Here is a 26,173-nt window from a genome sequence, read left to right as displayed (position 1 = left end):
TCGACTCACGGCGTTCTCATCCGCCGCCGATTAGGCTGCCGCGGAGGCCGCCGGACGGTGGCCGGTTCGTCGCTGGAAAGGACCAGAAACGTGGGCGGTGCCGAGCGCAACGCGCGCAAGCGCAAGCAGGATGCCGCCGCGGCGGCCAAGGCGATGGCGGCCGCCCGCGGCAAGGCAGACCGCACCAAGATGTGGGTCGGCGTGGCCGCCGTCGTGGTCATCGCGGCCGCGGTCTTCGGTGGCATCTACTTCACCGCGAAGACCGACAGCGCCACCACCTCCACCGCGATCCCCGCCGTCAAGGTCAACCCGACCTACCCGGTGAAGCGGGACAACGCGGTGATCGTGGCGGGCAAGGACTCCGCGAAGGCCACCGTGGACCTGTACGCGGACTTCCTCTGCCCCGGCTGCGGCGGGTTCGAGGAGAACTTCGGCAAGCAGATCCAGGACAAGCTGAACGCGGGCGAGCTCAAGGTCCGCTACCACATGCTGCCGATGCTGGTGAAGCTGTCCAAGCCGGAGGGCTACTCGCTGGACTCGGCCAACGCCGCGATGGCCATCGCCGAGGCGGACCCGAGCAAGTTCCCGGACTTCTTCGCCAGCCTGTACGCCAAGCAGCCCAAGGAGAACGGCGCCGGCTACACCAAGGACCAGCTGATCCAGCTGGGCAAGGACGTCGGCGTCACCGGCGAGAACTTCGCCAACGACATCCGCAACGGCACCTATAACAAGCCGCTGCAGGACGCCTTCGCCAACGTCGACAACGACCCCGGCTTCAAGGAGGCAGGCGGCTTCAACGGCACCCCGGCCGTGGTGGCCGGCAACAAGGTCGTCGACTACCGCCAGTCCGCCACCTGGCTGGACGACATCATCAAGCAGCAGGCCGGCTGAGCCTCACCCGATTCCCGGCAGAGGCGCGTCCCCGGTGCTCCACCGCACCAGGCGACGCGCCTTTCCCGTCTCCGTGCGCGGCACCACCCCCGGCTCGACCACCAGCACCGCGCACCCGATGCCCAGCCGCTCGCGCAACGCCGCGGTCAGCTCCCGCCCGAGCGCCCCGGCGTCCACCGAGTCCGCGAACGGCTCCACCGCGATCCGCAGCTCCGGCCGCGCCGCCACCCGCCGGTCCTCCACCACCAGGTAGTGCGGGCTGACCCGGTTGTCCGCCAGCAGCACCGCCTCGATCTCGGTGGGGAACACGTTGACCCCGCGCACCACCAGCATGTCGTCCACCCGCCCCAGCAGCTTGCTCATCCGCCGCAACGTGCGCGCCGAGCCCGGCACCGGTCCGGCCAGCGTGGCCACGTCCCCGCTGCGGTAGCGGATCAGCGGCATCCCGGTCTTGGTCAGCGTGGTGAACACCAGCTCGCCCGGCGTGCCATCAGGCACCGGCCTGCCGTCGGCGTCCACGGCCTCGACGTAGAAGTGGTCCTCGGCCACGTTGAGCATGCCCTCGGAGTCCAGCGACTCACAGGCCACCCCCGGCCCGATGATCTCCGAGAGCCCGTAGATGTCCAGCGCCCGCAACCCCAGCAGCCCCTCGATCTGCCCGCGCATCTCCGCCGTCCACGGCTCCGCCCCGAACACCCCGACCCGCAGCCCCAGCTGCCGCGGCGAGATCCCGGCCGCCCGCAACGCCTCGCCGAGGTGGATGGCGTAGGAAGGCGTGCAGCACAACACATCCGCGCGCAGGTCCACCAGCAACCGCACCTGCCGCTCGGTCATCCCACCGGAGAGCGGCAACACGGTGGCTCCCAGCCGCATCCCCCCGTGGTGCACCCCGAGCCCACCGGTGAACAGCCCGTACCCGTAGGCGTTGTGGATCAGGCTCCGCCCGGTGACCCCCGCCCCGCCCAGCGCCCGCGCCATCACCCGCGCCCACACGTCCACGTCGTGCGCGGTGTAGGGGATCAGCGTCGGCCGCCCACCGGTCCCGGAAGACCCGTGCACGCACACAACTTCCCGCTCATCCACCACCCGCAACCCGAACGGGTAGTGATCCCACAGATCCCGCTTGCTCAACGTGGGCAACAGGTGCAGCTCCGCCAGCGACACATCCCGCCCACTCCGCACCCCGCACTCGCGCAACCGCCCGGCCAGCACACCCCCGCCGCGCAACACCCGCCCCACCAACCCCCGCAACCGCTGCTCCTGGAGCACGGCCCGCCGCTCCGGCGAGACCCCCTCGGCGTCGGGTTCGGTCAGTACCGGGTTCAGAGTGCGCATACGAGGGATCTACCAGCCCAAACACCGTTGGCCAACCCCCGATTTTTGTTCATGAGGGGAGATGAGGTACGGTATGCAGGCACTGAACGGGAGACAAAAACTCCAGGTCAGCGCACCGGAGACGGGGCTGTAGCGCAGTTGGTAGCGCACCACACTGGCAGTGTGGGGGTCAGGGGTTCGAATCCCCTCAGCTCCACTCGGTTGAGATAGCCCCAGAAGCCCTGGTGACACGGTCCACAACGTGTCCCGGGGCTTCTGGCATTTCAGGACGATCATCAGGTGACCTTGGTCGGCTGGCTGTCGTGAGCCTGTTGCCGAATGTCGGGAATTTTCTGGAGCAGATCTGGAGCAGCCCGCTCCAAACCGGCATGCCGATGCCCGGGGCTGTCGTATGGCCTTCTGGGGTTGCTGTGTGGCATCGGATTGGTATGGGCGGCGGGATTAGTCCCGATTCGAACCGGGCAGTGGCTGTTCAGGCGGTGACAGGCCGGGGCCGACGGCTGGGGTAGTGCTGGGAAAGAGGTGTGGTGACTATCCCTGGTAGGGGCATCACCACACCGGTGTGTTCCCTGCTCGGCCGGAGCTGATCTTGTAGGTCGCTTCAAGATCGGCATGTCGTTGTGTGCCGCGCGGTGATGGCATGTCCGCCGCAGCGGAGCGACCACGTCTACGCGGTCCGTCCGCCCGTTCCCACCGGTGCGGAGCGGGTGCCCAGCAGCGCCAGCATCTCGGGCAGGTCGAAGTGCCTGGCCACATCGAGCGCCGACCTCGGCCCGAGCGCGGGATCCGCGCCCGCGTCGAGCAACAGACCGGCGGTGCGCTCGGAACGGCGGAAGACCGCCGCACCGAGCGCGGTCTGTCCCCGGTCGTTGACGCGCCCGGTGTCCGCGCCTCGCTCCAGCAACATCCGGACGGTGTCCGGGTGGTCGCGGTAGCTGGCGAGGATCAGCAGGGAGTCACCCGCGCTGTTGGTGAGGTTCACCGGTATCCCCGCGTCGATCGCCTCCGCCAGCCGGGCCGTCTCGCCGGCCCGTGCCAGGTCGAACATCGAGTTGAGGAACGCGAGTTCCTCGTCGGTCAGTACGTTGGTCACGACCGGACTCCTCATGCGATCGTCGTGGGGAAGCGTTCCCACACCCGGTGTGCTCCGAGCAGCACGGTCAACGCCTTGAGAACGTCCGCCGGGTCGTCGTCGATCACGATGCCCGGCTGGGTGGCGTACCCGGCGGCCTCGACGGCGAGACGGCCGGAGCCCCACGCACCGATCGCCTTGGCGTGGCGGTAGCACTCCTGAACCATGCGGATGACGCGCGGGTCGATCGTGTCAGCCGGTTCGATGGGGCCTCCCGGCGCGTCCGCTCCGGCGGGTGGGCTGCCCGCGAGCAGCAGGGCGTCGAACTCGACCGACCGCGCGGTGTGCAAGGTGCGCTGGGCGACCAGACCGCTGTCGGCGTCGAGCGGCCCGCCGGTCGGGGCGATCAGCAGGGGTACCATCCCGCTGGCCAGCACGGTCTCGCGGACGATCCGCACGCCGTCAAGCTGGGCCGGATCGACCACGATCCCGATGACGCGACCGTCGGTTGGCCATGTCCGCCCGATCTGGGACAGGACCGGACTCGGCTCGACCTTCTTGGGTCGCACGGTGGCGGTCGGCGCCGGCATGCCGAGCCCCCTGGCCACCTCGGCGCACAGCGTCGGGTCGACGTTGGCCAGCACGAGCAGCTGGCGTTCCTTGATGGTCTGCTCATAGCACTTGCCGAGCTCGAAGGTGAAGGCGCGCACGACGTGCTCCTTCTCGACCGGGGAGAGGCTCAGCCAGAACAGCCTCGGCTGCGTGTAGTGGTCGGCGAAGGAGGTGGGTGACTGCCGGGTCTTCGTAGACCTGGGCAACGGCTGCGCCACCTCGACGAACGGCCGGTCATCGGCACCCGCCTCGAACGGGTTGCCGCCGTCGAGGGTGTTGGGCCGGTAGGGGGCGACCCCGGCGTGCACCGCGTGCTGGTGGAACCCGTCCCGCAGCATGTCGTTGACCGGAGCGTGCGGGCGGTTGATCGGGATCTGGTTGAAGTTCGGCCCGCCCAGCCTGGACAGCTGAGTGTCCAAATAGGAGAACAGCCGGGCCTGGAACAGCGGGTCGTCGGTCACGTCGATGCCCGGCACCAGGTTGCCGAGGTGAAACGCGACCTGCTCGGTCTCGGCGAAGAAGTTGGTCGTGTTGCGGTTGAGCGTGAGGATGCCGACCGGCTGCACCGGCGCGAGCTCCTCCGGCACGATCTTGGTCGGGTCCAGCAAGTCGATGTTCTCGAACGTCTGCTTCGGCGTGTCGGGCATGATCTGCAGGCCGAGTTCCCACTGCGGGTACGCGCCGGACTCGATGGCGTCGGCGAGGTCGCGGCGGTGGAAGTCGGGGTCGACGCCGCTGAGCATCTGTGCCTCCTCCCAGACCAGGGAGTGCACGCCGAGCTTCGGCTTCCAGTGGAACTTCGCGAGCGCCGTTTCGCCAGCGGCGTTGACGAGGCGGAACGTGTGAACGCCGAAGCCCTCCATCATGCGGTAGGAACGGGGGACCCCGCGGTCGGACATGTTCCACATGACGTGGTGGGTGGCCTCGGTGTGCGTCGAGACGAAGTCCCAGAACGTGTCGTGCGCGCTCTGTGCCTGCGGGATCTCCCGGTCCGGATGCGGCTTGGCCGCGTGGATGATGTCCGGGAACTTGATGCCGTCCTGGATGAAGAACACCGGGATGTTGTTGCCGACCAGGTCGAAGTTGCCTTCCTCGGTGTAGAACTTCGTCGAGAACCCACGCGTGTCGCGGACGGTGTCCGCCGATCCTCGCGAGCCCAGGACGGTGGAGAACCGTACGAACACCTGCGTCTGGACGCCATCGCCCAGGAAGCCGGCCTTGCAGACGTTCGCGGCCGTGCCGTAGCCCACGAACACGCCATGCGCTCCGTAGCCACGGGCGTGCACGACACGCTCCGGAATGCGCTCGTGGTCGAAGTGCATGATCTTCTCGCGCAGGTGGTGGTCCTGCAGCAACGTCGGCCCGCGCTCGCCTGCCTTGAGCGAGTGGTCGGTGTCGTACAACCTCGCGCCAGCCGACGTCGTGAGGAACTCGCCCTGCTGCCCGTTGGCGATCTTCGGGGCACCGGTGGGCGCCCCCGTCGGGGACACCGTCTCGGGGCTGGTCTGATCCGCCTTCGGCGGCAACGGCCCGCGCGGGGCGGTCGGCTCGTCGAGCGACGGGGGTGCGCTGCTGGGGGCGCCGGGGATCGGCGGGTTCTCCAGTTCGACGACCTTCTCCACCGCCTTCTTCAGCGCTGCTTTCACGAGCTTGCCTGGCTTGTGCGCAGCCACTGCTTCCTCCTCGGTGCGGGGACGTCCTCAAGGCGATACCCGTGCTTTCACCGTCTAAGCACCGTTGAACCGATTGGCTGAGGCGTAGACGAGGTCCAGCGGAGCCCTCATCGATCGGCCGCACAGCGCACCGCCCACTCCTGTCCTGGCCAGTGCGGCGCGGGCCGCGTTGGCTCCCGGTCCGCCGTGCACCGCTCCGCCCGGATGTGGCGAAGCCACGGTTCGCCCGATGGAGTTGAGTGCCACCAGTGCCCGCTCGGAATCGATCGTGGCTACCAGCGGCGCGCAGCCCATCCAGGTTCCCCTCACTCTGGCGAGCTGGTACTTGCTCAGCGCCATCGCCAACCACATCGGTGATCACCCGGTCCGGTGAGTGAGCCCAACCGGGCAGCGACGAGTAGCGCAACGCGTGCCCGCCCACGGGCGTGGGGCGGACCGTCTCCAGAAAGCTCAGCTTCGACGGTGACCAGGAAGATCCCCACGGGCGTGGGGATGTTCCGGTGGTGCAGACCGGCCGGGACGGCATCCTCGCGTGCGCCCCACGCCCCGTTGGCGCCGGACCCGCGGAACAGTCGCGAGAAGTGCGCCCCAAGTTCGTGGGGATGCGTCGAGGGCGTAGAACACAACGTGTCCCGGGGCTTCTGGCATTTTCCGCCGAGATCCCGATGATCCCGCCTGTCCTTTGTGGATGCTGTCGGCGGCAGGCCAGTAGGCTAGTTTGCTCGGGTGAGCCTCCTCGATGATGTGGCCGAGCGCGACGGCTGGCGCTGCTGGGTCTGCGACGAACCGGTCGACCCCGACATGTCGGTGAACGACCCGAGGGGGCCCAGCGTCGACAGCCGGACCGCCGACCGCAAGGCCAAGATCGCCGAGCGGCTCGCGCACCGCGGCTGCAACACCCGCAAGGGCGCGGTCAAGGTGGTCATCGCCTGGCCGGACCGCCTGCACGTGGTCGAACCCGCCCCGCTGATCACCGTCGCCACGAGGCTGGAGCGCAAGGGGGGCCGCGAGATGGTGGCCCGCTGCCCGACCAAGCAGGACGCCCAGGAGGCGGCGGACTGGCTGGTGGACCGGTTCTCCCGCCTGGTGCCAGGACTGCCGGTGACCGCCAGCATCGAACCGGGCGGCGGCCAGTTCCTCGTCATCCTGGCCACCGGCCGCCGCTGACCTTGCAGAGCACCGCCGGTGGCATCCGCACCACATCGCACGGCTGCGCAGGTGATCGTCGGTCACCATGGGCGTTTCCACGGACTCGGTGACCAGCAGCGGCGACTGCTGGTCACCCGGCGCGGTCACGGCTCGGTCATGCCATCAGCGGCGAGACGCGCGACGGCGGCGCGGACGACCCCCTGGGCTAGCTCTCGCAACTCAGCCCGGATCACCTCGTCGTCACGGTGCGCCGGCAGCGTCTCGGCCCAAGCCTCGAGGGGCTGGTGCATCAGGGCGATTTCCTTCGCGTTGTCGCAGGACCAAAACAACTGCCAGAGCGAGTGCGCACCATCTTCGGGCAGCAGACCGTCAACGATCATTCCGCGGGCCACATCGCGAGCAACCGCCCACGGGGCCTGCGACGCGTCAATCGGCTCGACCCCCAGTTCGGCGAGCATCTGCCGAACAGTTGGCGCCGCATCGGCGAGAGCCAACCGGGTGGGCGACTCCCCTGCCAGTTCAACCACCGCAGGGGTCTCAGCACCCGCGACAAGCAGATCACAAGCCAGCCAGACCGCTTTGCCAGCTCTGAGCTGATCCTCGAGCAGCTCAGCGTTGAGCCGCAACAGTCGCTCGCGCAGCTCAGCGGGCAGGTTGTCCATGAGGTCCATTGAAGCGGCTGGCCGGAGCGATCGTTACCGGATATTCGCGACAACTGCCCCTTCACGGCAACGCCGGCCACGACTGAGGGTGCCGGACAGGCGTCGCATCTGGCGGCGCGACCGTGGGCACCTAGGCGCGTTCGCCCGCGCGCATCTCGCGGGCGGTCCGGCTGAACGCCAGTCCGGTCCCGACCGCGAGCATCGGCACCGCCGCCATCGCGAAGGCCCACCGCACGTCGATCGTGATCAGCAGCCCCATCAGCGCGATCGAGACCGAGTCCAGGGTCATGCGCGGCAGGTCGACGATGCTGTTCACCCGGCCGAGTAGTTCGCGGGGGGCGGTGCTCTGCACGAAGGCGGGCAGGGCCACGTCGCTGGAGTACGCGACCCCGACGCCGAGCACCGCGAGCACCACGGCCGCGACCCACACGCTGGGCAGGAAGCCGACCAGCGCGAACGCCAGGCCCTCGAACAGGGTCATGCTGATGATCAGCAGGCCCCAGCGCTGGGGGAGGCCGGTGAGTGAAGCGCTGAAGGCGCCGATCAGCTGGCCCAGGCCCCAGGAGGCGACCAGCGCGCCGAGGGCGATCGGGCTGTTGGACAGCTCCTTGGCCAGGGCGGGCAGGCCGACGGCGAACAGGCCGGCGTAGGACAGGGTGGCGGCGGTGACCAGCAGCAGCACGATCCGCATCGGCACGCTGTCGCGGGCGTAGCGCAGGCCGACGCCGATCTCCCGCCACAGCGGGGTCTCCGGCCGTTCCGGGCGGGTTCCCTTGGGCGCGCCGCGCAGGGTCGCGGCCGCGATCAGGAAGGTGGCCGCGTTCACCAGCATGGCCGTGGTGGTGCCGCTCAGCGCGATCAGCACGCCGCCGCCGAGTGGGCCGGCCAGGCGGCCGAACTGCTCGCTCATGCCGAGCAGGGCGTTCGCCCTGGGCAGCTGCTCGTCGGGGACCAGCGAGGGCAGGATGCTCGTGCTGGCCGGCCAGAAGAAGGCCTCGGCGACGCCGGAGAGCACGCCGAAGACGAACAGGTGCCAGATCTGGATGGTTCCGGTGGCGTTGAGCGCGGCCAGGGCGAGCACGCCGCCTGCTCGCACCAGGTGGGTGAGCAGCATGACCGTGCGTGGCGAGAGCCGGTCCGTGACCCCGCCGCCGACCAGCAGCAACGCACCTCGGGGGACCGCGATCGAGACCATCACGGCGGCCAGGGTCGCGGCGGTGGAGCCGGTGACCGACTGCACCAGCCAGACGAAGGCCACGTCGTAGCTGTAGTCGCCGAGCATGGAGATCGACTCGCCCGCCCAGACACGCCGGAACGACCGCGGGAGTTCGCGCACGGGGTGAACCCTCGCCGCACCCGGGCGGACCGGCAACCGGATATTCCGGACCGATTCCTTTCCCGGCCCCCGTGCGTCGGTACCTGTGTCAGTCGCAGCTGGGAAGGGAAACGTCATGCGGAAGCTCGTGGTGGGTTGTCTGGTCTCGGTGGACGGGGTGCACGGGGAGCCGCGGTCCTGGGTGTCGGAGTACTTCGACGACGAGGCGGCGGCGAAGTCGTTGGCGGCACTGGAGCGGGCCGACGCGATGCTGATGGGGCGCAACACCTACGAGTACTTCGCACCGGCCTGGCCGCGGGCGAGCGGGCCGTACGCGGAGCGGGTGAACTCGATCCGGAAGTACGTGTTCTCCTCGAAGCTGGCCTCGGTCGAGTGGCGGAACTCGACGCTGGTGGCCGGGGATCCGGTGGCCGCGGTGCGGGAGCTGAAGGCCGGCGGCGACGGAGACCTGGTGATCTACGGGTACGGGCGGCTGGCGCGGACGTTGCTGGAGCACGGGCTGGTGGATGAGTTGCGGGTGGACGTGAACCCGGTGATGGTGGGCGCCGGCACGCCGTTGTTCCAGCCGGGTGCGCGGCGGCCGCTGGCGCTGGCCTCGGTGGAGCGGCGGGGGCCCGGGGTGGTCACGCTGGTGTACGTGCCCGCTTGAGGGGAGTCGGGTGTGGAGTTCCTTGACCAGGCCGAGGTGTACCGGCGGGAGCTGCTGGCGCACTGCTACCGCATGCTGGGGTCGGTGGACGACGCCGAGGACGTGGTGCAGGAGACCTATCTGCGCGCCTGGCGGGCCAGCGCGGGGTTCGAGGGGCGGTCCTCGGTGCGCACCTGGCTGTACCGGATCGCCACCAACGCCTGCCTGAGCGCGTTGCGGAAGCGGGACCGGCGGGTGCTGCCGTCCGGGCTGGGTGCGGCCTCGGGCGATCCGGACGCGGTGCTGGAACCGGGTGACGGGGTCAGCTGGGTGCAGCCGCTGCCGGACATGCTGGTGCGGGCCGAGGCCGCGGATCCGGCGGGGGTGGCGGTGGCCAGGGAGGGTCTGCGGCTGGCACTGGTGGCGAGTTTGCAGCACCTGTCCGGCAAGCAGCGCGCGGTGCTGGTGCTGCGGGACGTGCTCGGGTGGCCGGCGGCGGAGGTGGCCGCGGTGCTGGAGTTGAACGTGGGGGCGGTGAAGAGCCTGTTGCAGCGGGCGCGGGCGCGGCTGGCCGCGGTGGCGCCCATAGCGGAGGAGGTGCTGGCGCCGGAGGATCCGCGGGCGCGGGCACTGCTTTCCGCTTATATGGCGGCGTTCGAGCGCGCGGACGCGGCGGCGGTGCAGCGGTTGTTGTTGCGGGACGCCAGTTTGGAGATGACGCCGGTGCGGACCTGGTTCGCCGGGCTCTCCGCCTGCGTGCCGTTCCTGGCCCGGCACGTGCTCGGCGAACCCGGCAGCTGGCGGACCGTGGCCACCGCGGCGAACGGGCAGCCCGCGCTGGCCGCGTACCTGCGCGGCGAGGACGGGCGTTACCACGGTCACGGGGTCGGCGTGCTCACCGTGACGGCGGGCGGGATCAGCCGGATCAGCGTGTTCGGCGACCTGGAGTTGTTGCCGCGCTTCGGTTTGCCGACGGTGCTGCCCGCCACCTGACCAGGCGGCGGGCCGCACCCTCAGGCGGCTAGCTGCCTGCCGCGTCGAAGATCGCGCTGAGCAGGGAGGTGTTGTTGCTGGTGTCCTGGGAGAGCTCCCAGTTCATGATGCCGCCGGCGTTCGTCTTGGCCCACTGGGTCTTGCGCTTGATGGTGGGGATGCCGTTGTAGCACTGCTGGGCGCCGCTGGCCTGGACGCAGTCCTTATTGGCGTTGGCCGGGTCCATCGCCACGATCTGGGCGTAGGTCAGGTAGCTCGGCCTGCTGTAGAACGGCACGCCGAGCACCGCCTTGTTCGCCGGCAGGCCACGGGCCTTCCAGCCGTTGACCGAGTCGATCGACCACTGGTAGTTGGCGTGCGGGCTGCCGCCGTCGTAGGCCATGATGTTGAGGAAGTCGACCACGCCGAACACCGCGGGCTGCACGCCGTTGGCGGTGTTGCCGCCGGAGACCACGGCCGCGGTGAGCAGCTTGCCCTTGGGCTTGAGCGCGCCGCTGAGCTGCTGCATCAGCGCGGTGAAGTTGTTGCCGGAGGCGCCGGGGTCCGGGTACTCCCAGTCGATGTCGACCCCGTCCAGGTTGTACTGGTTGATCACGTTGACCACCGCGTTGACGAAGGCGGTCCGGGTGTTCGCGCTGCGCGCCAGTGCCTCGAAGGCCGAGTCGTTGCCGTCGTTCCAGCCACCGATGGCCAGCGACACCTTGACGCCGTTGCTGTGGCCCTGGGTCACCAGCGAGCGCAGCTTGTTCGGGTCCGGCACCGCTTGCAGGGTCCCGTTGGCGTTGGGCAGCACGAAGGCGTAGTTGATGTGCGTGAGCTTGCGGTACTGGATGCTGTTGACGTTGCCGGACCAGGACGGCATGTAGCCGACGCTGCGGAAACCGGGCGGTAGCGCAGCCGCGGCCACCGGCTCGGCCGACGGCGCGGCGGCCGGTTCGGCGCTACTCGGCGCGGCGAGTCCCATGGTGACCGCGGCCGCCGCCGTGACCAGGGCGATTCCCGTTGTGGCCCAACGAGAACGGAACGTACGCCGACGAATGGAAATCGATTGCATGACGAGTTTCCCTTTCAGGGCAGGGGCTGATCGGGTGCGGCAGGACGTCAGACCGCGGCGGCAGGGGCGGTCGTGACGGCATGATGGAAACCGGTTTCCGCAGGGGCGGGAAACCGGGTGTTATAGTTGAGCGGTTTTGGCCACAGCGCACACCAGTGTCTGTGTCGGCAAAGGACACATCCCTCCTGGCAGCGGGCAACGCCCAGCCTACTGCATGGCTTTAATCAAGTCACGATCAAAGCGCAAAAAGGGTCCAGACCACTGAGGATGGGGCCGCGACCGGCCAGCACTGTCCACAGTGGAGGGTAAAACTGGGCGGGTCCGGGCGCGCACGGCGACCGGACCCGTGTGCTGGATCAGCCGCAGGCGGTGGTCAGCTTGGCCACCTGGTCGGCCTTCTCCTTCATCCAGTTGGCCACGGACTCCGGGCCGAAGTCCTTCAGGGTGACCTCGTTCATGGTCTTGGCCATGCCGTCGAGGGCGCCCTTGAGCGTGGTGTCACCGGCCTTGGCGGCCAGCGCCTCCATCTCCTTGGCCTTCTTCTGGGTCTCCTCGACTGCCTTCTGCGGGTCCGCGACGTTCGGGGTGAAGCTGGCCAGCTTGAGCGCGTCGATGCACAGCGTGGCCTTGTTGGCCGCGTCGCCCACCTTGTTCGCGGTGTTGGCCGCCTCCTGGACGGCGCCGCAGCCGGCAAGGGCGCCGAACAGGCCCAGGGTCAGCAGAGCGGTGGCCACTGGACGAGCTGCGCGCATGCCGTATCTCCGATCATCGACTGAGTGTTTTGTCCGACTCTACCGGCCTGGCGAACCGGCCATGGGGAAAAGAGCGCGGTAGAAGGAGTTCGCCCGGAACCCGTCGTCGTGATGGGTGGAGGTCCAGGACAGCGGCACCGAGCCGGAGGCGGTGTGCAGGTGGCCGTCCAGCCGGTAGTCCGGGTGCACGCCGTCGTTGCTCAGCGTGGTGCTGAAGCTGAAGGTCAGGCGGTCGCCCCTGGTCACCGGCAGGCCACCGGCGGAGAGCGGGGCGTAGACCGGGAACCAGTTGCAGCGCTGGGTGAGCGAGTCGATCGGGCTCTCCGCCGCGCTCACCCACAGCCGCACGCCGAGGGCGAAGCCGTGCAGGGTGCCGCGGCGGGTGATGACCAGCTCCCGGTCCTGGCTGCTCTCCGGGACCAGCTCGCCGCCGAAGTCCAGCGGCTCGACCTCGGCCGCGCCGGAGAGGTGCGCGCGGCGGCGCAGGGCGGGGATGCAGGCGCGCACGTCGAAGGGCCTGCCCACCGAGCTGAACACGTGTTCCAGGTAGGGCAGGGCGAGCTCGGCGAACCCCGGCCGCCCGCCGGGCGCGGCGTGGTCCAGGTCCAGCGCGACCACCGTGGTGGCGCTGCGGTGCGGGATGAACACCCCGTCCCGGCGCACCAGCCGGTCCCGGGCATCGCGCAGCACCGCGCCGGCGCCCTCCGCGCCGCCCAGGTTGCCGATGATCTCCGAGACGCACACGTCGGCGCGTTCGGGCAGGTGGACCTCGGTGGACAGGCCCTCCAGCACGGTGACCCGGTCGGCGAACCCGGCCCGCGACACCGTCTCGCGGGCCTGCCGGGCCGCCTCGGGCAGCACCTCGACCGCCCACACGTGCCGCGCGCCCGCCCTGGCCGCGGCCAGTGCCCACACCGCCTCCTGCCCGGTGCCGATGTCCAGCACGGTGCGGCCGGGCGCGTGCCGGGCGATGGCCGCGGCGTAGCGGTCGTTGCGCAGCTGGTCGTCGAGCATGAAGTGGTACAGCCGGTCGTCGTAGACCGGGTACTCGCCGAGTGAGGGCACCAGCAGCGCGGGCGCCGGGTCGCCGAGCTGACGGGTGCGCACCAGCACTTCGCGGTCCGGTGCGGTCAGGCGGGCGATCGCGGAACCGGTCATCGGCTCGGGCCGTCCCAGCGCAGCGGCAGGCTTTCCACGCTGAGCTGGACAAAAGCCCGCTCCCGCACCTCGAATCCGGCCGGAATCCGGTAGTCCGGAATTCGCCGGTGCCATTCCTCGAACACCACCTTCAGCTCCTGCCGGGCCAGGTGCGCGCCGACGCAGCGGTGAATTCCCCAGCCGAAGGTGAGGTGCCGGTTCGGACTGCGGTCCAGCAGCACCTCATCGGCCCGCTCGAACTCCCGCGGATCGCGGTTGGCCGCGCCGGAGAGCAGCAGCACCAGGTCGCCCTTGCGCATCGGGCAGCCGGCCAGCTCGACGTCCTCGGTCACCCGGCGGCCGTCCAGGATGATGTCGTAGTAGCGCAGCAGCTCCTCCACCGCGCTGGGGATGACCTCGGGTTCGCGGACCAGCCGCGCGCGGTGCTCCTCGTGCGTGGCCAGGTGCCAGAACGCGTAGGACAGCTGCGCGGAGATGGTGTCCAGGCCCGCGATGAACAGCACGAACAGCAGGTTGGTCAGCTCGGCGCTGGTCGGCACCCGGCCGTCCACCCGCCAGGTGGTCATCCGGCTGACCAGGTCGTCGCCGGGCTCGGCCTGGCGGCTGGCCAGCAGGTCGGCGAAGTAGCCGCGCACCTCGGCGCGCACCGAGTCCAGGCCCTCCGGATCGCCGTCCGGGCGCAGCACCGCCTCCTCCCAGGCCAGGAAGCGGTCCAGCTCGGTCTGCGGCAGGTCGAGCATGGTCAGGAACACCGAGACCGGCAGCCGCTGCGCGATGTCGGCGACGAAGTCGCAGGAGCCGCGGTCGATCACCGCGTCGATCAGCTCGGTGCAGCGGGCCCGGATGACCGGGTCCAGCGCGCGGGCCCTGGCCGGGGAGAACTCGCTCATCAGCGGTTTCCGCCACGCGGTGTGCAGCGGCGGGTCCAGCTGCATCGGGATCGCGGGCTCGGCCGGTTCGGGGTCCAGCAGGGTCAGGCCGCTGTTGGAGAAAGTTCCCGGGTCGTTGAACAGCTCCCGGAGAGGAGCCATCCGGGTGACCACCCAGTAGCCGCCGTCGGCGGTGCTGCGGAAGGCCGGGTGCTCCTCCCTGCGGGCGTCGTGCTCGGCCCGGTAGTGACCGATCGGCCGGGTGCCTTGCAGGTACCGGAAGTGCTTCTCGGGAACCCCCGCCTCGCCGGGCATGGCTTTTCCTCCGTCGCGCGTCGAGTGCTTCCCCCGTGCCAGAGAAGAATTACCCGGCAGGCCGCCAAAACCCAGGCTGGATAAACAAAAATGATGCACTGGAGGCTATCCTCCAGTGGCAATTGCGGAATTCCTCTGGGTGCTTTTCGGAAATCCCCCCGGCGATCGGCTCAGCCGGTGATCTCCGCCGGCGGCAACGCGGAGAGCACGGCCAGCGCCCGCAGGAACGCGGCCCGCTCGGCGGCGGGCAGCCGCGCCAGCACCCGGTCCTCGTTGGCCTGGATCGCGGCCTGGGCCGTCCGGCGCAGCTTCCGGCCCTTCTCGGTGATCGAGACCAGCCGGGCCCGCCGGTCGGCCGGGTCCGGACGGCGCTCGATCAGCCCGGCCTGCTGGAGCTCGTCCAGCACCCCGATGATCCGGGTCTTGTCCGCGCCGATGGCCTGGGCCAGCGCGACCTGGGTGCGGATCGGCCCCTCGTCCACCGCGGTCAGCACCGCGTAGGCCCACATGGACAGCCCGTGCGCCCGCAGGATCGGCAGCTCAGCGGCGATCAACGCCCGCTCCAACGGCACGATCATGGCCGCGAGGTCACGACGGCGCCCGGTCATGCCGTGCAGCGTACTGGGGTTGACCAGATCGTAAGCTCATGCACATCATATGCACATGCTTACGAATGAGTTGCTGGTCCTGCACCGCCGCGCCGTGCTGGACAGCGTCGCCGCGGTCGACCAGGTTGAGGTCGCGGACCTGATCCGGCCGACCCCGTGCGCGGACTGGACGCTGGCGGAACTGCTGGCGCACATGACCGTGCAGCACCACGGGTTCGCGGCCGCGGCCGAGGGGAACGGGGCGGATCCCGAGGTGTGGCGGGTGCGGCCGCTCGGGCCGGATCCGGTGCGGGAGTACCGGGCGGCGGCGGACCGGGTGCTCGCGGCGTTCGCGGCTGAGGGGGTGCCGGCGCGGGAGTTCGCGCTGGCGGAATTCGGCGCTTCGTTCCCGGCGGCGCGGGCGATCGGGTTTCATCTGATCGACTACGTGGTGCACGGGTGGGATGTGGCGCGGGCGCTGGGGAATCCGTACCGGCTGGCGCCGGAGCTGGTGGAGGTTTCGTCGCGGATCGCGTTCGCGGTGCCGGATGATGGGGATCGGCGGCGTTCGGGGGCGCCGTTCCGGCCCGCGTTGGCCGCCGAGGGGGGAGCCAATGGAGCGGATCTTGTTGTGGCTGGGGCGATCGCCGCGCTGGCCGGACTGACAACGCGACGGACACGGTCGAGGGGGTGGGATGTTTTCCCTGGATGTGGTGGGTCGGCGAGGTGCGGTCGGTGGGGTGGCCGACGAGCTGGCCGGGGAAATCGTGGTGGATGACTTCCGGGAGTCATTTCACATGTCCGCCGACTACTGGGGTGCCGAGGAGTACGTCCAGAGTTGGCGAAGGTCGTTCGAGGTGTTGTTGTCAGGCGAGGAAGCGCGGTCCTGCTTCGTCTCGTCGATTACGGACCCTGAAAACACGAACTTCATCATGATGTGGCCACTTCATCGCCGGGGTGACCTGGTGTTCGTGCAGAACTCGATCCTGTTCCTGGCAGAGCTGGAGGAACCATTTTCCGCGCTGGAGCCGTGGCGCTCCGTGGGGCCTCGCGAAACGGTCAGCGAGGATGGAGATCGGGTTTCCGAGTGGAGTTGCCCACTGGACGATGTGCGGAACTTCTTCCACATGACGAGGTGACGATGTGCGGGGCCGGGCAGTGCCGCTGCCCGGCCCCGCGCTGTCGTCAGAGCGTCTTCTCCAGGCGGCCGGCCAGGAGTTTGGTGAAGCGGGCTGGGTCGGGCAGGTCGCCGCCTTCGGCGAGCAGGGCCATGTTGTAGAGGAGTTCGGCGGTCTCGGTCAGGGCCTCGTCCTCCGGGCGGTCCGCGTGGGCGGTGCGCAGGGCGGTGACCAGGCCGTGGTCCGGGTTCAGCTCCAGGATGCGCTTGATGGGTGGGAGGTCCTGGCCCATGGCGCGGTACATCTTCTCCAGGGTTGGGGTGAGGTCGTAGGTGTCGCCGACGATGCAGGCGGGGCTGGTGGTGAGGCGGGTGCTGAGGCGGACTTCCTTGACCGTGTCGGACAGGGTGGTGCCCAGCCAGGTCAGCAGGGGCTCGTACTCCTTCTGCTTGGCCTCGCGGGCGACCTCGGTGGCCTTCTTCTCCTCCTCGGAGTCCAGGTCCACCTGGCCCTTGGCGATGGACTGGAACTGCTTGCCGTCGAAGCCGCTGACCGCGTCCACCCACATCTCGTCGATGGGGTCGGTCAGGATCAGCACCTCGTAGCCCTTGGCGGCCAGCGCTTCCATGTGCGGGGAGTTCTCGATGCTCTGCCGGGACTCGCCGGTGAGGAAGTAGATGTGCTGCTGGCCGTCCTTCATCCGCTCCACGTACTCGCGCAGCGTGGTCAGCTTCTCCGCGTCATGCGTGGAGGCGAAGGAGCAGATCTCCAGGATGGTCTCGCGGTTGTCCGGGTCGGAGAGCAGGCCTTCCTTGACCGCGCGGCTGAACTCGGTCCAGAAGGTCTGGTAGGACTCCGGCTTGTCCGACTGGAGCGTCTTCACCGTGGCCAGGACCTTCTTCACCAGGCGCTTGCGGATCAGCTGGATCTGGCGGTCCTGCTGCAGGATCTCGCGGCTGACGTTGAGGGACAGGTCAGCCGCGTCCACCACGCCCTTGACGAAGCGCAGGTACTCCGGGACCAGCTCCTCGCAGTCGTCCATGATGAACACGCGCTTGACGTAGAGCTGCACGCCGCGCTTGGCGTCCCGCATGAACAGGTCCATCGGCGCCCTGGACGGGATGAACAGCAGCGCCTGGTACTCGAAGGTGCCCTCGGCGTTGAGCCGCACCGTCTCCAGCGGGCCGGTCCAGTCGTGGCTGATGTGCTTGTAGAAATCGGCGTACTCCTCCTCGGTGACCTCGCTCTGGCTGCGCGCCCAGAGCGCCTTCATCGAGTTGACCGTCTCCAGCTCCTGGCCGCCGTCCTCCTCGCCGGTGGACGGCTTGGCCATCCGGATCGGCCAGGTCAGGAAGTCGGAGTAGCGCTTGACGATCTCGCGGATCTTGGCCGGGTCGGTGTAGTCGAAGAGGTTGTCCTCGGCGTCCTCCGGCTTGAGGTGCAGGGTCACCGAGGTGCCCTGGGGCGCGTCCTCGGCGGGGCCGATGGTGTAGGTGCCCGCGCCCTCGGACTCCCAGCGCACGCCCTCGGACTCGCCTGCCTTCCTGGTGACCAGGGTGACCCGGTCGGCGACCATGAAGCTGGCGTAGAAGCCGACGCCGAACTGGCCGATCAGGTCCTGGGAGGCGGCCGCGTCCTGGGTCTCCTTCAGCTTGCGCAGGAACTCCGCGGTGCCGGACTTGGCGATGGTGCCGATGAGGCTGACCACCTCCTCCCGGCTCATGCCGATCCCGTTGTCCCGCACGGTCAGCGTGCGGGCCTCCGGGTCGGTGGCGATCTCGATGTGCAGATCGTCCGCGTCGGCCACCAGGTCCTTGTCCCGGTAGGTGGCCAGGCGCAGCTTGTCCAGCGCGTCCGAGGCGTTGGACACCAGCTCGCGCAGGAAGGTGTCCTTGTTCGAGTAGATCGAATGGATCATCAGCTGCAGGAGCTGACGGGCCTCGGACTGGAACTCGAGCGTTTCGGTCGGGCTGGTCACGTGCTTCCTTCCGCGAATCACTTCCGGGTGCTGCGACCAGGCATTCTACGTGTCAGGCAGTGCGGGAGAGTTCGCGCTCCCGGCGCGGGGCCCGCTTGGGGGCGGGGCGGAGCTGGGCGGGCGCGGCGGTCACCAGGTCGCGGTAGATCCGCTCGAACCGGCCGATGGTGTTCGCGATGGCGTGCTCGGCGATCATGGTCTCGCTGGCCTTGCCCATGGTGGCCAGCATCTCCGGGTTGCTCAGGGTCTGGGTGAGCCGGGCGGCCAGCGCGAGCACGTTGCCGGGCGGGAACAGCCAGCCGTTGCGGCCGGGGCGCACCAGGTGCGGCAGAGCCATCGCGTCCGCGGCCACCACCGGCTTGCCCGCGGCCATCGCCTCCATGGTGACCAGGCTCTGCAGCTCGGCGATGCCGGGCATGCAGAACAGGTCGCAGCGGGCGTAGGCGGCCAGCAGCTCGGCGTCGCTGAGGTGGCCGTGGAAGGTGACCCGCTCGCGCACGCCGAGGCGGTCGGCCAGCGCTTCCAGGCTGCCGCGGCAGCTGCCGTCGCCGACGATCTCGGCCCGCACGTCCAGCTCCTCGGGCAGCTTGGCCAGCGCCTCCAGCAGCTCGTTGACCCGCTTCTCCTCGTCCAGCCTGCCGACGAACAGCACGGTCCGGCCCGGACCAGCGGGCTGCGGCTGGGCGCGGCGGTACTTCTCGATGTCGATGCCGCAGGAGATGGCCAGCGCCTCCCGGCCGAGCTTGTTGTCCTGCAACAGCTGCACCGCGCGCGGGGTGGGCGCGGTGACCACCTGGGCGCGGCCGAACACCGACACCAGGTCCCGCCAGGCCAGCCGGGCGCTGCCGGCACGCAGCCAGCCGGGCATCTTCACCAGCGCGAACAGGTTCTCCGGCATGAAGTGGTTGGTGGCCACCAGCGGGATGCCCAGCGCGGGCGCGGCCTTGGCCAGCGCGCGGCCGACCACGAAGTGCGCCTGCACGTGCACCACGTCCGGCTGCAGCTCGCGCAGCAGCTCGGTGGCGGTCCGGTTCGCCTGCCACGGCGTCGAGAACCGGAACTTCTGGTAGAAGGGCCAGCGGTGCGAGCGCACGTGGTGCACGGTGATCCCGTCCATCGCGTGCGAGCCGGCCAGCAGCTCCGCCGAGACGTCCGGGGCCGGGCAGAGCACGTGCACGTCGTGGCCCTGGGCGACCAGGCCCGAGGCCAGGCGGTGGGCGAAGTTGGCCGCCCCGTTGACATCCGGCGGGAAGGTGTCGGCGCCGATGACGATGCGGAGAGCACGCTGACTGGTCATGATGCGGTCCTGTTCTGGGCTGACCAGGCAGGTACGCGCTGGTCGTCGACTTCGAGGGGAGGGGTGCCGGGCGCGAGGGCGAGCAGGGTGACCCCGGCCAGCGCGACGGCGGCGCAGGTCAGCTCGGCCACGGCCACCCACGGGGTGGTGCCGGCGGCCTCGCCGAGCAGGCCGACGCCCATGGCGACCGCGACCAGCGGGTCGAGCACGGTCAGGCAGGCGACCACGTGGTGCGGCCGTCCGCTGGCATAGGCCTGCTGCACGCACCAGCCGCCGCCGAGCAGCGCGGCGAGGATGCCCGCGACCGCCAGCCAGGACAGGCCCGCGCCGGTCTGGAACTGGTGCGCGGTCAGCCGGACCAGCACCGAGATCACGCCGTAGGCCACCCCGCCGCCCGCACCGAGGGCGAGGCAGCGGACGTTGCCGCGGGTGAGCGAGCCGATGATCATCAGTGCCGCGACGCCGAGTGCCCCGAACAGCAGCACGTCGGTCAGCGCCCCGGCCGGTGGCGTCCCGGTGGCGCTGCCCGCGGCGAAGGCGACGAACCCGCCCATGCCGAGGGTGGCGGTCAGCACCGGGGTGAGCACCGCGGCGTTGATCCGCCGCCCGGTCTGCCGCGCGTCCAGCACCGCGGCCAGCACCAGGGCGAGCACGCCGACCGGCTGGACCACGATCAGCGGTCCGATGGCCACCGCGATCGCGTGCAGCACGGTCCCGCCGCCGAGCAGCGCCAGGCCGAGCAGCCAGCGCGGGTCCCGGACCAGCCGCCACAGGGTGGCCAGCCGGAGGTTCGCGCCGTCGCCGGTGGCTTGCACGGCCGAGTGCTGCACGCGGGCGGCGGCGGCGTAGCAGCACGCGCCCACCACCGCGAGCAGCACGGCGAGTCCGGTCAGGTCGATCACAGTGCCCACTGTGGTCGGCCGGTCCGCCCTGATCATCGGGGAAAGTCCCCGGGGTGACCCCTACATGTCCCCCAGGCAGCTCAGGGACCTGCGAAAACCGGTCAGGATTGGGGGGTTACCACCCTTGTCGCGAGCACCGGCAGCGCACTGGGTTTGAGGAAGGCGCGGGTCACCTCGCGGACCCGGGCGCCGGGGGCCAGCACCAGGTGCCAGCGCCGGTAGATCGCGGCCACCGCCAGCGTCATCTCGGTCCAGGCGAAGTTGTCGCCGACGCAGTGGTGCGTGCCGCCGCCGAAGGGCAAGAACCGCTCGCGCCGCCAGGTCCTGGCCGCCGGGTGCAGCCAGCGGTCCGGGTGGAAGCGCAGCGGGTCCGGGTACAGCGCGGGGTCGCGGTGCAGGGTGGGCGGCACCACCAGCACCTCGGCCGAGGCGGGAAGTTCCGTGCCGCCAAGGCGGAGCGGCTCGACGGCGGTGCGCATCAGCAGCCAGACCGGGGAGTGCAGGCGCAGCGTCTCGGTGATCACTCTGTCCACATAGGACAGTTCGGGTAACTCCGCGACGGTGGGCGGCCGGTCGCCCAGGACGGTGGTGAGCTCGTGCCGCACCGCGTCGGCGACCTCGGGGTGCACGGTGAGCTCGTAGGCCAGCCAGGACAGCGCGGTCGCGGTGGTCTCGGTGCCCGCCATCAGCAGGTTCAGCACCTGGGCGCGGATCTCCTCGTCGCCAAGGGGTTCCCCGGTGACCAGGGTGGACAGCAGGTCGCCGTGGTCGACCCCGGCCTCGCGGTAGGCGGCGATGGCTTCGTCCACAATGGACGTCAGTCGGTGCAGTGCCTCGTCGAAGCGGCGGTTGGCCGGGATGGGCAGGTGTTCCAGGAAGTCCGGCAGCAGCGCTCGGCTGGTCACGCCGTTGAGGACGGGGGCCAGCGAGCGCTGGATCTCGGCCACCGCGGCCTGGCTGAACTCGGTGTGGAACAAGGTCTTCGCGGTCACGCCCAGAGTCAGGTCGGCCAGCTGCTGGTCCAGCCGGAACCGCCGCCCCTCCGGCCAGGCGGTGGTGATCCGGTCGATCTCGGCGCGCATGATCCGGGCGTAGCCCGCGATCCGGTTGCGGTGGAAGGCGGGCTGCACGATCCGGCGCTGCTCGCGGTGCTCCGGGTCGTCGGAGGTGGCCAGGCCGTCGCCGAGCAGCTCCCGAGCCTTGCGGAAGACCTTGCCGCGCTGGAACTTCGCCGCGTCGGTGACCAGCACCTGGCGGATCAGCTCAGGGGAGTTCACCAGGTAGATGACCCGGGGACCCAGGTGGAAGGCCACCAGCTCGCCGTGGCCGCGCAGACCCTGCAGGAACTGCAACGGATCCCTGGTCAGGGCGGGCAGGTGGCCCAGCACGGGGAGACGGCCCGGTGCGACCGGGACGGACGGCAGGACGGCGCTCATGGTGGCCTCCACCTGTTGTGCGGCTCAGGGTTTGCGGGCCACCGCCGCGAGCAGGGAAGCGTGTGCCGACATGTCGGTGACCAGCCGCAGCGGCGTGTTCGGCCGCCACTGCGAGGTGTAGACCAGGCCGGGGTCGACCAGGTCCAGACCGTCGAACAGGCTCGCGATCCAGGCGCGGGAGCGGGCCACCCCGGCGCTGGTGGTGGCGCGGGAGAGCTCGACCAGCTCGCGCACCTCGGCCGAGCCGTCGGCGCCGTCGTCGGTGATGTGCGAGAGCACCAGGTAGCTGCCCGCGGGCACCGCGGCCAGGTAGGTGCGGACCAGCTCGGCGGCCTCCTCGGCCTCGAGCACGTAGTGCAGGGAGGAGGCCATGACCACCGCGACCGGCTCGGTGAAGTCCAGCAGCTCCCTGGTGACCGGGCTGGCCAGCACCTCCCGCGCGGCGCGCATGTCCGCGCCCAGCACGCCCGCGCCGGGCACGGAGGTCAGGATCAGCTCGCTGTGCGCGACCGCGACCTGCTCCTGCTCCACGTAGACCACCCTGGACTCCGGGTCGATCTCCATGGCCATCTCGTGCACGCTCTTGGAGGTCGGCATGCCCGAGCCGAGGTCCAGGAACTGGTTGATGCCGCGTTCGGCGCAGTAGCGGACCGCGCGGCTGAGGAAGGACCGGTTGTACCGGGCCAGGTCCCGTACCCACGGCATCCGCGCGACGGCCGCCTCGGCCATCTGCCGGTCGGCGGGGAAGTTCCACGCGCCGCCGAGCAGGTAGTCGTAGACCCTGGCCGGACTGGCGCGGTCCACGTCGATGTCGGGCGGTACCCAGCTGGTCTGGGTGCTCACGAAAGACACACATCCCATCGTGTGGTGACAGTGCGACCCGGCCGGGCGCCAGGCCGACCAGCCACTGTGCGCTCGGCTGGAAGGGGGACGGTAGGGGTATCGCCCGGAATGCCGCCCCGGGTTAACCGGATCGGGTCAAGTGGTAGCGGTTTGTTACGCAGAGGGTTGTAGTATGCACGCTCTGTTGACCATCCCCCTCGGGAAGAGGAACACCGTGCGACCCCTCCGGGTTCTTGGCTCCGCACTGTTCACTTGCCTCACCCTGCTGGCCAGCCCGCTCACCGCGGCAGCCGAACCACAGGTCCGCTGCACCGAGACCAAGCTCCCGGTCTCCTTCGGCCTCGGCCTGCTGCGCCAGACCGTGCACGGCACACACTGCGCGCCTGTCGGCGGCGCGTCCGGCACGGTGCAGCTGCTGGTGCACGGCGGCACCTACAACCGGCACTACTGGAACCTGCCCTACGCCCAGGGCCGCTACTCCTACCAGCGCGACATGGCCCGCGCCGGGCAGGCCACCTTCGCCATGGACGCCCTCGGCAGCGGCGAGAGCTCAAAACCGTTGAGCGCGCTGATCACCGGCACCGCCCAGGCCGGGGTGGTGGACCAGGTCGCGGCCAAGCTGCGCGCGGGCGCCGTCGGCGGGGTGAAGTACCGCAAGGTGGTGCTGGTCGGGCACTCCATGGGCTCGGGCATCGCGCTGCTGGCCGCGGCGCTGCACCACGGCGTGGACGGCGTGGTGCTCACCGGCATGACGCACTCGATGGACCTGCTCGCGCTGACCGGGATCTTCGTCAAGGGCATCACGCCCTCGCTGCTGGACCCGGTGCTCGGCGGCCGGAGCCTGGACCCCGGCTACCTCACCACCTGGCCCGGCACCAGGGGCGTCTTCCACGAGGGCGGTTCGGTGGAGCCCGAGGTGGTCAGGGCCGACGACGCGACCAAGGACCAGGTGGCCGCGACCGTAGTGGCCGACCTGTTGCCGTTCGGCTTCATCCTGCCGGTGTCCAAGGCGATCAAGGTCCCGGTGCTGATCGCCAACGGGGACAAGGACAACCTGTTCTGCGCGTACTCCTGCGCGGATGAGCAGACCTTGCTGGCCAGGGAGAAGCCGTACTTCAGCCCGGAGGCGAAGCTGGCCGTGCACCTGGTGCGCGGGGCAGGCCACGCGGTCGCGCTCGGCCGGGACGCGGCGGTGCACCGCACCGCGATCCGCGACTGGCTGAAGTCCAACTTCCCGGGTTGAGCGGTTCACCGTGACCGTGCCTTTCCCGGAGAGCGGGCGGCCCCCATCGGCCGTGCCGCTCTCCCCGGCCGAACGCGCCAAGGCGCGGGCCAAGCTGGCCCGCAGGTGGGCCGGGCAGATCAGCACCACCGAGTACGTGCCGCTGGAGCCCGAGGAGTTCCAGCGCACCCTGGATGACATGGTGGACGCGCTGGTCGACGCGGCGCGCGCCGAGCCGTTCCAGGCGCACCCGGCCACCGCGCACGGGGCCGAGCTGGTCGCCGCGGGCTGCACCGGGCCCGCGGCTTTGCAGCACACCATGGACGTGCTGGGCAAGGGACTGCTGGCGCTGCCGGAGCTGGCCGGGCTGCCGCGCACCGCCGAGCGGGTGGTGCTGCTGCTGGGCGCGCTGGCCGCCGGGTACAGCGAGGCGGTCCGGCTGCACACCCTGTCCCAGCAGGACACCATGCTCAAGGCGCTGCGGGTGGCGTTGCAGGACACCCGGCGGGAGCTGGTGCTGGCCCATGGCCGGTTCGAGCACCTGCTGGCCTGCACCTCCAGCGGGGTCGCGGTCACCGACGCCGAGGGCCGGTTCACCCTGGTCAACGATGGGCTGGCGACGATTCTGGGACAGCCCAAGGAGGAGCTGCCGCCGGGCTCGCTGTTCGAGGTGAGCCATCCGGAGGACGTGGCCGCGCTGCGCAACGCCTACCGCTCACTGCTCTCCGGCCGGGTGGCGCGGGTGCGCAACGAGCACCGGCTGGTGCGCGCCGACGGCGAGCGGGTCTGGGCCGTGCTCAGCCTGGCCGCGGTCCGGCCGGGCGAGCCGGGCGCGCAGGTGGTCGCGGTGGTGGAGGACAGCTCGGAGCTGAAGCTGTTGCAGGGCCAGATGAACCGGCAGGCGCTGCACGACCGGCTGACCCAGCTGCCGAACCGGCAGTACTTCGGCAGCAACCTGGAACGGGTGCGCAGGCAGGCCGACCCGTCCACCGGGATCACCCTGTACCACCTGGACCTGGACGGTTTCTCGCTGATCACGCACGGTCTCGGCCGGGCGGTCGGCGACCTGGTGCTGGACACGGTGGCCAGGCGGCTCAAGGCGGTGGTGGCCGGGGAGCAGGCGATGGTGGCCCGCTTCGGCGCGGACGAGTTCGCGCTGCTGGTGCAGAACGGGCCGGGCACGCCGGACGTGGTGCGGATGATCCAGCGGATCACCGCCGCGCTGGCCGAACCGCTCTATGTGGGCGACTCCGGACTGGCCGCCACCGCCTGCATCGGCGTGGTGGACCGCCCGGCGCGGGACCTCTCCGGCGAGGAGCTGCTGGAGGCCGCCGAGCTGGCGCTGGCGCGGGCCAAGCGCAACGGCTGCGCGCAGTGGGCGCTCTACGACCCGTTCCAGGACGCCAGGGACCGGGAGTGGGCCTCGCTGGCCGCCGCGCTGCCCGGCGCCTGGGAGACCGGGCAGCTCACCGTCGCCTACCAACCAGTGTCCACAATGGATGGTGAACGGCTGCTGGGCGTGGACGCGCTGCTGCACTGGGACCACCCGCGGCGCGGGCCGGTGCGGCACGAGGTGTGCGCCGACCTGGCCGAGCAGACCGGCCTGATCATGACGCTGGGCGTGGCGTTGCTGCGCAGGGCCTGTGCCCAGCTGCGGGACTGGCGGGAGCGCCTGGAGTGCGACCTGCCGCTGCACGTCCCGCTGACCGCGAACCAGTCCGCCGACCCGGACCTGGTCGGCCACATCCGGTCCATTGTGGACAGCACGGGGCTGCCGGCGGACCGGTTGTGGCTGGGCATGCCCGCGCCCGCGCTGGTCAACCCCGGCGGCGAGGCGGCGGAGAACCTGCGGCTGCTGGCCGCGGCCGGGGTGCGGATCGAGCTGCTGGAGTTCAGCACCACGGCCGCGGACCTGGCCTGCCTGGAGGACCTGCCGGTGCGCGCGGTCCGGGTGGCCGGCTGGCTGGTGGAGCGGCAGGCGCACCGCGGCGGCCGGGACACGCTGGTCGCCGGTGCGCTGCGGGAGCTGGCCCGGCTGGTGCGGGCGGCCGGGGTGCGGGTGGTGGTGGCCGGGGTGGAGACGCCGGAGCAGGCCGAGTGGTGGCGCTCGATCGGCGCGGACGCCGCGCGGGGCGGACACTTCGCGCCCGCTGGGTCGCCGGAGCGGTTCGAGGAGCTGCTGTAGCCCCCGTCCGGATGAATCCTCGACCACTTTCCGCAGCGAGCGCGGGCGGAGATCACGCTCAGGTTCCCGGATCTTCACCTGCGGGCGCGGGGAACGGCACACTGTC

The 26,173-nt window shown here is 70.4% G+C and carries 23 protein-coding genes and 1 tRNA gene; 9 read left to right on the top strand and 15 right to left on the bottom strand.

Features of this window, described 5'->3' with window-relative positions; translation table 11 throughout:
- Positions 1-90 precede the first annotated feature (90 nt).
- The gene (locus N8J89_RS35820) at positions 91-891 is read left to right on the top strand and encodes a DsbA family protein (RefSeq protein WP_283661369.1); all 801 of its coding nucleotides are present in this window, start codon (positions 91-93) and stop codon (positions 889-891) included.
- A 3-nt stretch (positions 892-894) separates the two neighbouring features.
- Here N8J89_RS35820 and N8J89_RS35815 read toward each other — a convergent pair whose 3' ends face one another.
- Positions 895-2,226, bottom strand: a complete 1,332-nt coding sequence (locus N8J89_RS35815; protein WP_283661368.1) for a phenylacetate--CoA ligase family protein — start codon at positions 2,224-2,226, stop codon at positions 895-897.
- A gap of 123 nt (positions 2,227-2,349) precedes the next feature.
- Between N8J89_RS35815 and N8J89_RS35810 the strand changes: the two genes are divergently transcribed.
- A tRNA-Ala gene (locus tag N8J89_RS35810) sits at positions 2,350-2,422 on the top strand.
- A gap of 471 nt (positions 2,423-2,893) precedes the next feature.
- Here the strand turns inward: N8J89_RS35810 and N8J89_RS35805 are convergent.
- Entirely contained in the window at positions 2,894-3,319 is a 426-nt protein-coding gene (locus N8J89_RS35805) for an ankyrin repeat domain-containing protein (protein WP_283661367.1), read from the bottom strand.
- An 11-nt stretch (positions 3,320-3,330) separates the two neighbouring features.
- Positions 3,331-5,583 carry a catalase gene (locus N8J89_RS35800; protein ID WP_283661366.1) on the bottom strand — a complete coding sequence of 751 codons (2,253 nt, stop codon included), beginning with the start codon at positions 5,581-5,583 and terminating at the stop codon, positions 3,331-3,333.
- 726 nt (positions 5,584-6,309) lie between these two features.
- On the opposite strand from N8J89_RS35800, the gene N8J89_RS35795 reads away from it, so the two are divergent.
- Positions 6,310-6,750 carry a hypothetical protein gene (locus tag N8J89_RS35795; RefSeq protein WP_283661365.1) on the top strand — a complete coding sequence of 147 codons (441 nt, stop codon included), beginning with the start codon at positions 6,310-6,312 and terminating at the stop codon, positions 6,748-6,750.
- Between the two features lie 125 nt (positions 6,751-6,875).
- On the opposite strand, the gene N8J89_RS35790 is transcribed toward N8J89_RS35795, so the two are convergent.
- Both N8J89_RS35790 and N8J89_RS35785 read right to left on the bottom strand, forming a co-directional pair.
- A complete protein-coding gene (locus N8J89_RS35790; RefSeq protein WP_283661364.1) occupies positions 6,876-7,394 on the bottom strand; it encodes a hypothetical protein in 519 nt (172 codons plus the stop codon).
- A 130-nt stretch (positions 7,395-7,524) separates the two neighbouring features.
- On the bottom strand, positions 7,525-8,730 hold the full coding sequence (locus tag N8J89_RS35785; protein WP_283661363.1) for an MFS transporter: 1,206 nt from the start codon (positions 8,728-8,730) through the stop codon (positions 7,525-7,527).
- Between the two features lie 115 nt (positions 8,731-8,845).
- Here N8J89_RS35785 and N8J89_RS35780 point away from each other — a divergent pair, with 115 nt between their 5' ends.
- Both N8J89_RS35780 and N8J89_RS35775 read left to right on the top strand, forming a co-directional pair.
- Positions 8,846-9,379, top strand: a complete 534-nt coding sequence (locus N8J89_RS35780; protein WP_283661362.1) for a dihydrofolate reductase family protein — start codon at positions 8,846-8,848, stop codon at positions 9,377-9,379.
- A gap of 12 nt (positions 9,380-9,391) precedes the next feature.
- Positions 9,392-10,351 (top strand): RNA polymerase subunit sigma-70, encoded by a 960-nt coding sequence (locus tag N8J89_RS35775; RefSeq protein ID WP_283661361.1) that lies wholly within the window; start codon positions 9,392-9,394, stop codon positions 10,349-10,351.
- Between the two features lie 28 nt (positions 10,352-10,379).
- Here N8J89_RS35775 and N8J89_RS35770 read toward each other — a convergent pair whose 3' ends face one another.
- From N8J89_RS35770 to N8J89_RS35750, 5 genes are all read right to left on the bottom strand, one after another.
- Positions 10,380-11,315, bottom strand: coding sequence for a glycosyl hydrolase family 18 protein (locus N8J89_RS35770; protein WP_283661360.1), 936 nt, complete (start codon positions 11,313-11,315; stop codon positions 10,380-10,382).
- Positions 11,316-11,761: 446 nt separating this feature from the next.
- Positions 11,762-12,157 carry a bacteriophage spanin2 family protein gene (locus tag N8J89_RS35765; protein WP_283661359.1) on the bottom strand — a complete coding sequence of 132 codons (396 nt, stop codon included), beginning with the start codon at positions 12,155-12,157 and terminating at the stop codon, positions 11,762-11,764.
- A 39-nt stretch (positions 12,158-12,196) separates the two neighbouring features.
- Positions 12,197-13,315: a 50S ribosomal protein L11 methyltransferase gene (locus N8J89_RS35760; protein WP_283661358.1), complete on the bottom strand. Its 1,119-nt coding sequence runs from the start codon at positions 13,313-13,315 to the stop codon at positions 12,197-12,199.
- Positions 13,312-14,499: a cytochrome P450 gene (locus N8J89_RS35755; protein ID WP_283661357.1), complete on the bottom strand. Its 1,188-nt coding sequence runs from the start codon at positions 14,497-14,499 to the stop codon at positions 13,312-13,314. Before N8J89_RS35755 ends, N8J89_RS35760 begins: the two co-directional genes overlap by 4 nt.
- A gap of 170 nt (positions 14,500-14,669) precedes the next feature.
- Positions 14,670-15,107 carry a MarR family winged helix-turn-helix transcriptional regulator gene (locus tag N8J89_RS35750; protein ID WP_283661356.1) on the bottom strand — a complete coding sequence of 146 codons (438 nt, stop codon included), beginning with the start codon at positions 15,105-15,107 and terminating at the stop codon, positions 14,670-14,672.
- A gap of 55 nt (positions 15,108-15,162) precedes the next feature.
- On the opposite strand from N8J89_RS35750, the gene N8J89_RS35745 reads away from it, so the two are divergent.
- A complete protein-coding gene (locus N8J89_RS35745) occupies positions 15,163-15,864 on the top strand; it encodes a TIGR03086 family metal-binding protein (protein WP_283661355.1) in 702 nt (233 codons plus the stop codon).
- Positions 15,827-16,225 carry a hypothetical protein gene (locus N8J89_RS35740; protein ID WP_283661354.1) on the top strand — a complete coding sequence of 133 codons (399 nt, stop codon included), beginning with the start codon at positions 15,827-15,829 and terminating at the stop codon, positions 16,223-16,225. Before N8J89_RS35745 ends, N8J89_RS35740 begins: the two co-directional genes overlap by 38 nt.
- A 46-nt stretch (positions 16,226-16,271) precedes the next feature.
- Here the strand turns inward: N8J89_RS35740 and htpG are convergent, their stop codons facing one another.
- The 5 genes from htpG to N8J89_RS35715 form a co-directional block, all read right to left on the bottom strand.
- Positions 16,272-18,182: a molecular chaperone HtpG gene (htpG, locus tag N8J89_RS35735; RefSeq protein WP_283661353.1), complete on the bottom strand. Its 1,911-nt coding sequence runs from the start codon at positions 18,180-18,182 to the stop codon at positions 16,272-16,274.
- A 52-nt stretch (positions 18,183-18,234) separates the two neighbouring features.
- Complete coding sequence (locus tag N8J89_RS35730) at positions 18,235-19,479, bottom strand: glycosyltransferase (RefSeq protein ID WP_283661352.1); 1,245 nt, start codon at positions 19,477-19,479, stop codon at positions 18,235-18,237.
- A complete protein-coding gene (locus N8J89_RS35725; protein WP_283661351.1) occupies positions 19,476-20,417 on the bottom strand; it encodes a hypothetical protein in 942 nt (313 codons plus the stop codon). Before N8J89_RS35725 ends, N8J89_RS35730 begins: the two co-directional genes overlap by 4 nt.
- A gap of 65 nt (positions 20,418-20,482) precedes the next feature.
- A complete protein-coding gene (locus tag N8J89_RS35720; protein ID WP_283661350.1) occupies positions 20,483-21,817 on the bottom strand; it encodes a cytochrome P450 in 1,335 nt (444 codons plus the stop codon).
- A 24-nt stretch (positions 21,818-21,841) separates the two neighbouring features.
- Entirely contained in the window at positions 21,842-22,660 is an 819-nt protein-coding gene (locus tag N8J89_RS35715) for an SAM-dependent methyltransferase (protein WP_283661349.1), read from the bottom strand.
- A 214-nt stretch (positions 22,661-22,874) separates the two neighbouring features.
- Between N8J89_RS35715 and N8J89_RS35710 the strand changes: the two genes are divergently transcribed.
- Both N8J89_RS35710 and N8J89_RS35705 read left to right on the top strand, forming a co-directional pair.
- A complete protein-coding gene (locus tag N8J89_RS35710) occupies positions 22,875-23,903 on the top strand; it encodes an alpha/beta hydrolase (RefSeq protein ID WP_283661348.1) in 1,029 nt (342 codons plus the stop codon).
- A 10-nt stretch (positions 23,904-23,913) separates the two neighbouring features.
- Positions 23,914-26,067, top strand: coding sequence for a putative bifunctional diguanylate cyclase/phosphodiesterase (locus N8J89_RS35705; RefSeq protein WP_283661347.1), 2,154 nt, complete (start codon positions 23,914-23,916; stop codon positions 26,065-26,067).
- The last annotated feature ends 106 nt before the right edge of the window (positions 26,068-26,173 follow it).

This window comes from Crossiella sp. CA-258035, from assembly GCF_030064675.1.
Classification (GTDB): Bacteria; Actinomycetota; Actinomycetes; order Mycobacteriales; family Pseudonocardiaceae; genus Crossiella.
Note: the sequence above shows the minus strand (reverse complement) of the source record. Positions and strands in the feature narration are given on the sequence as shown.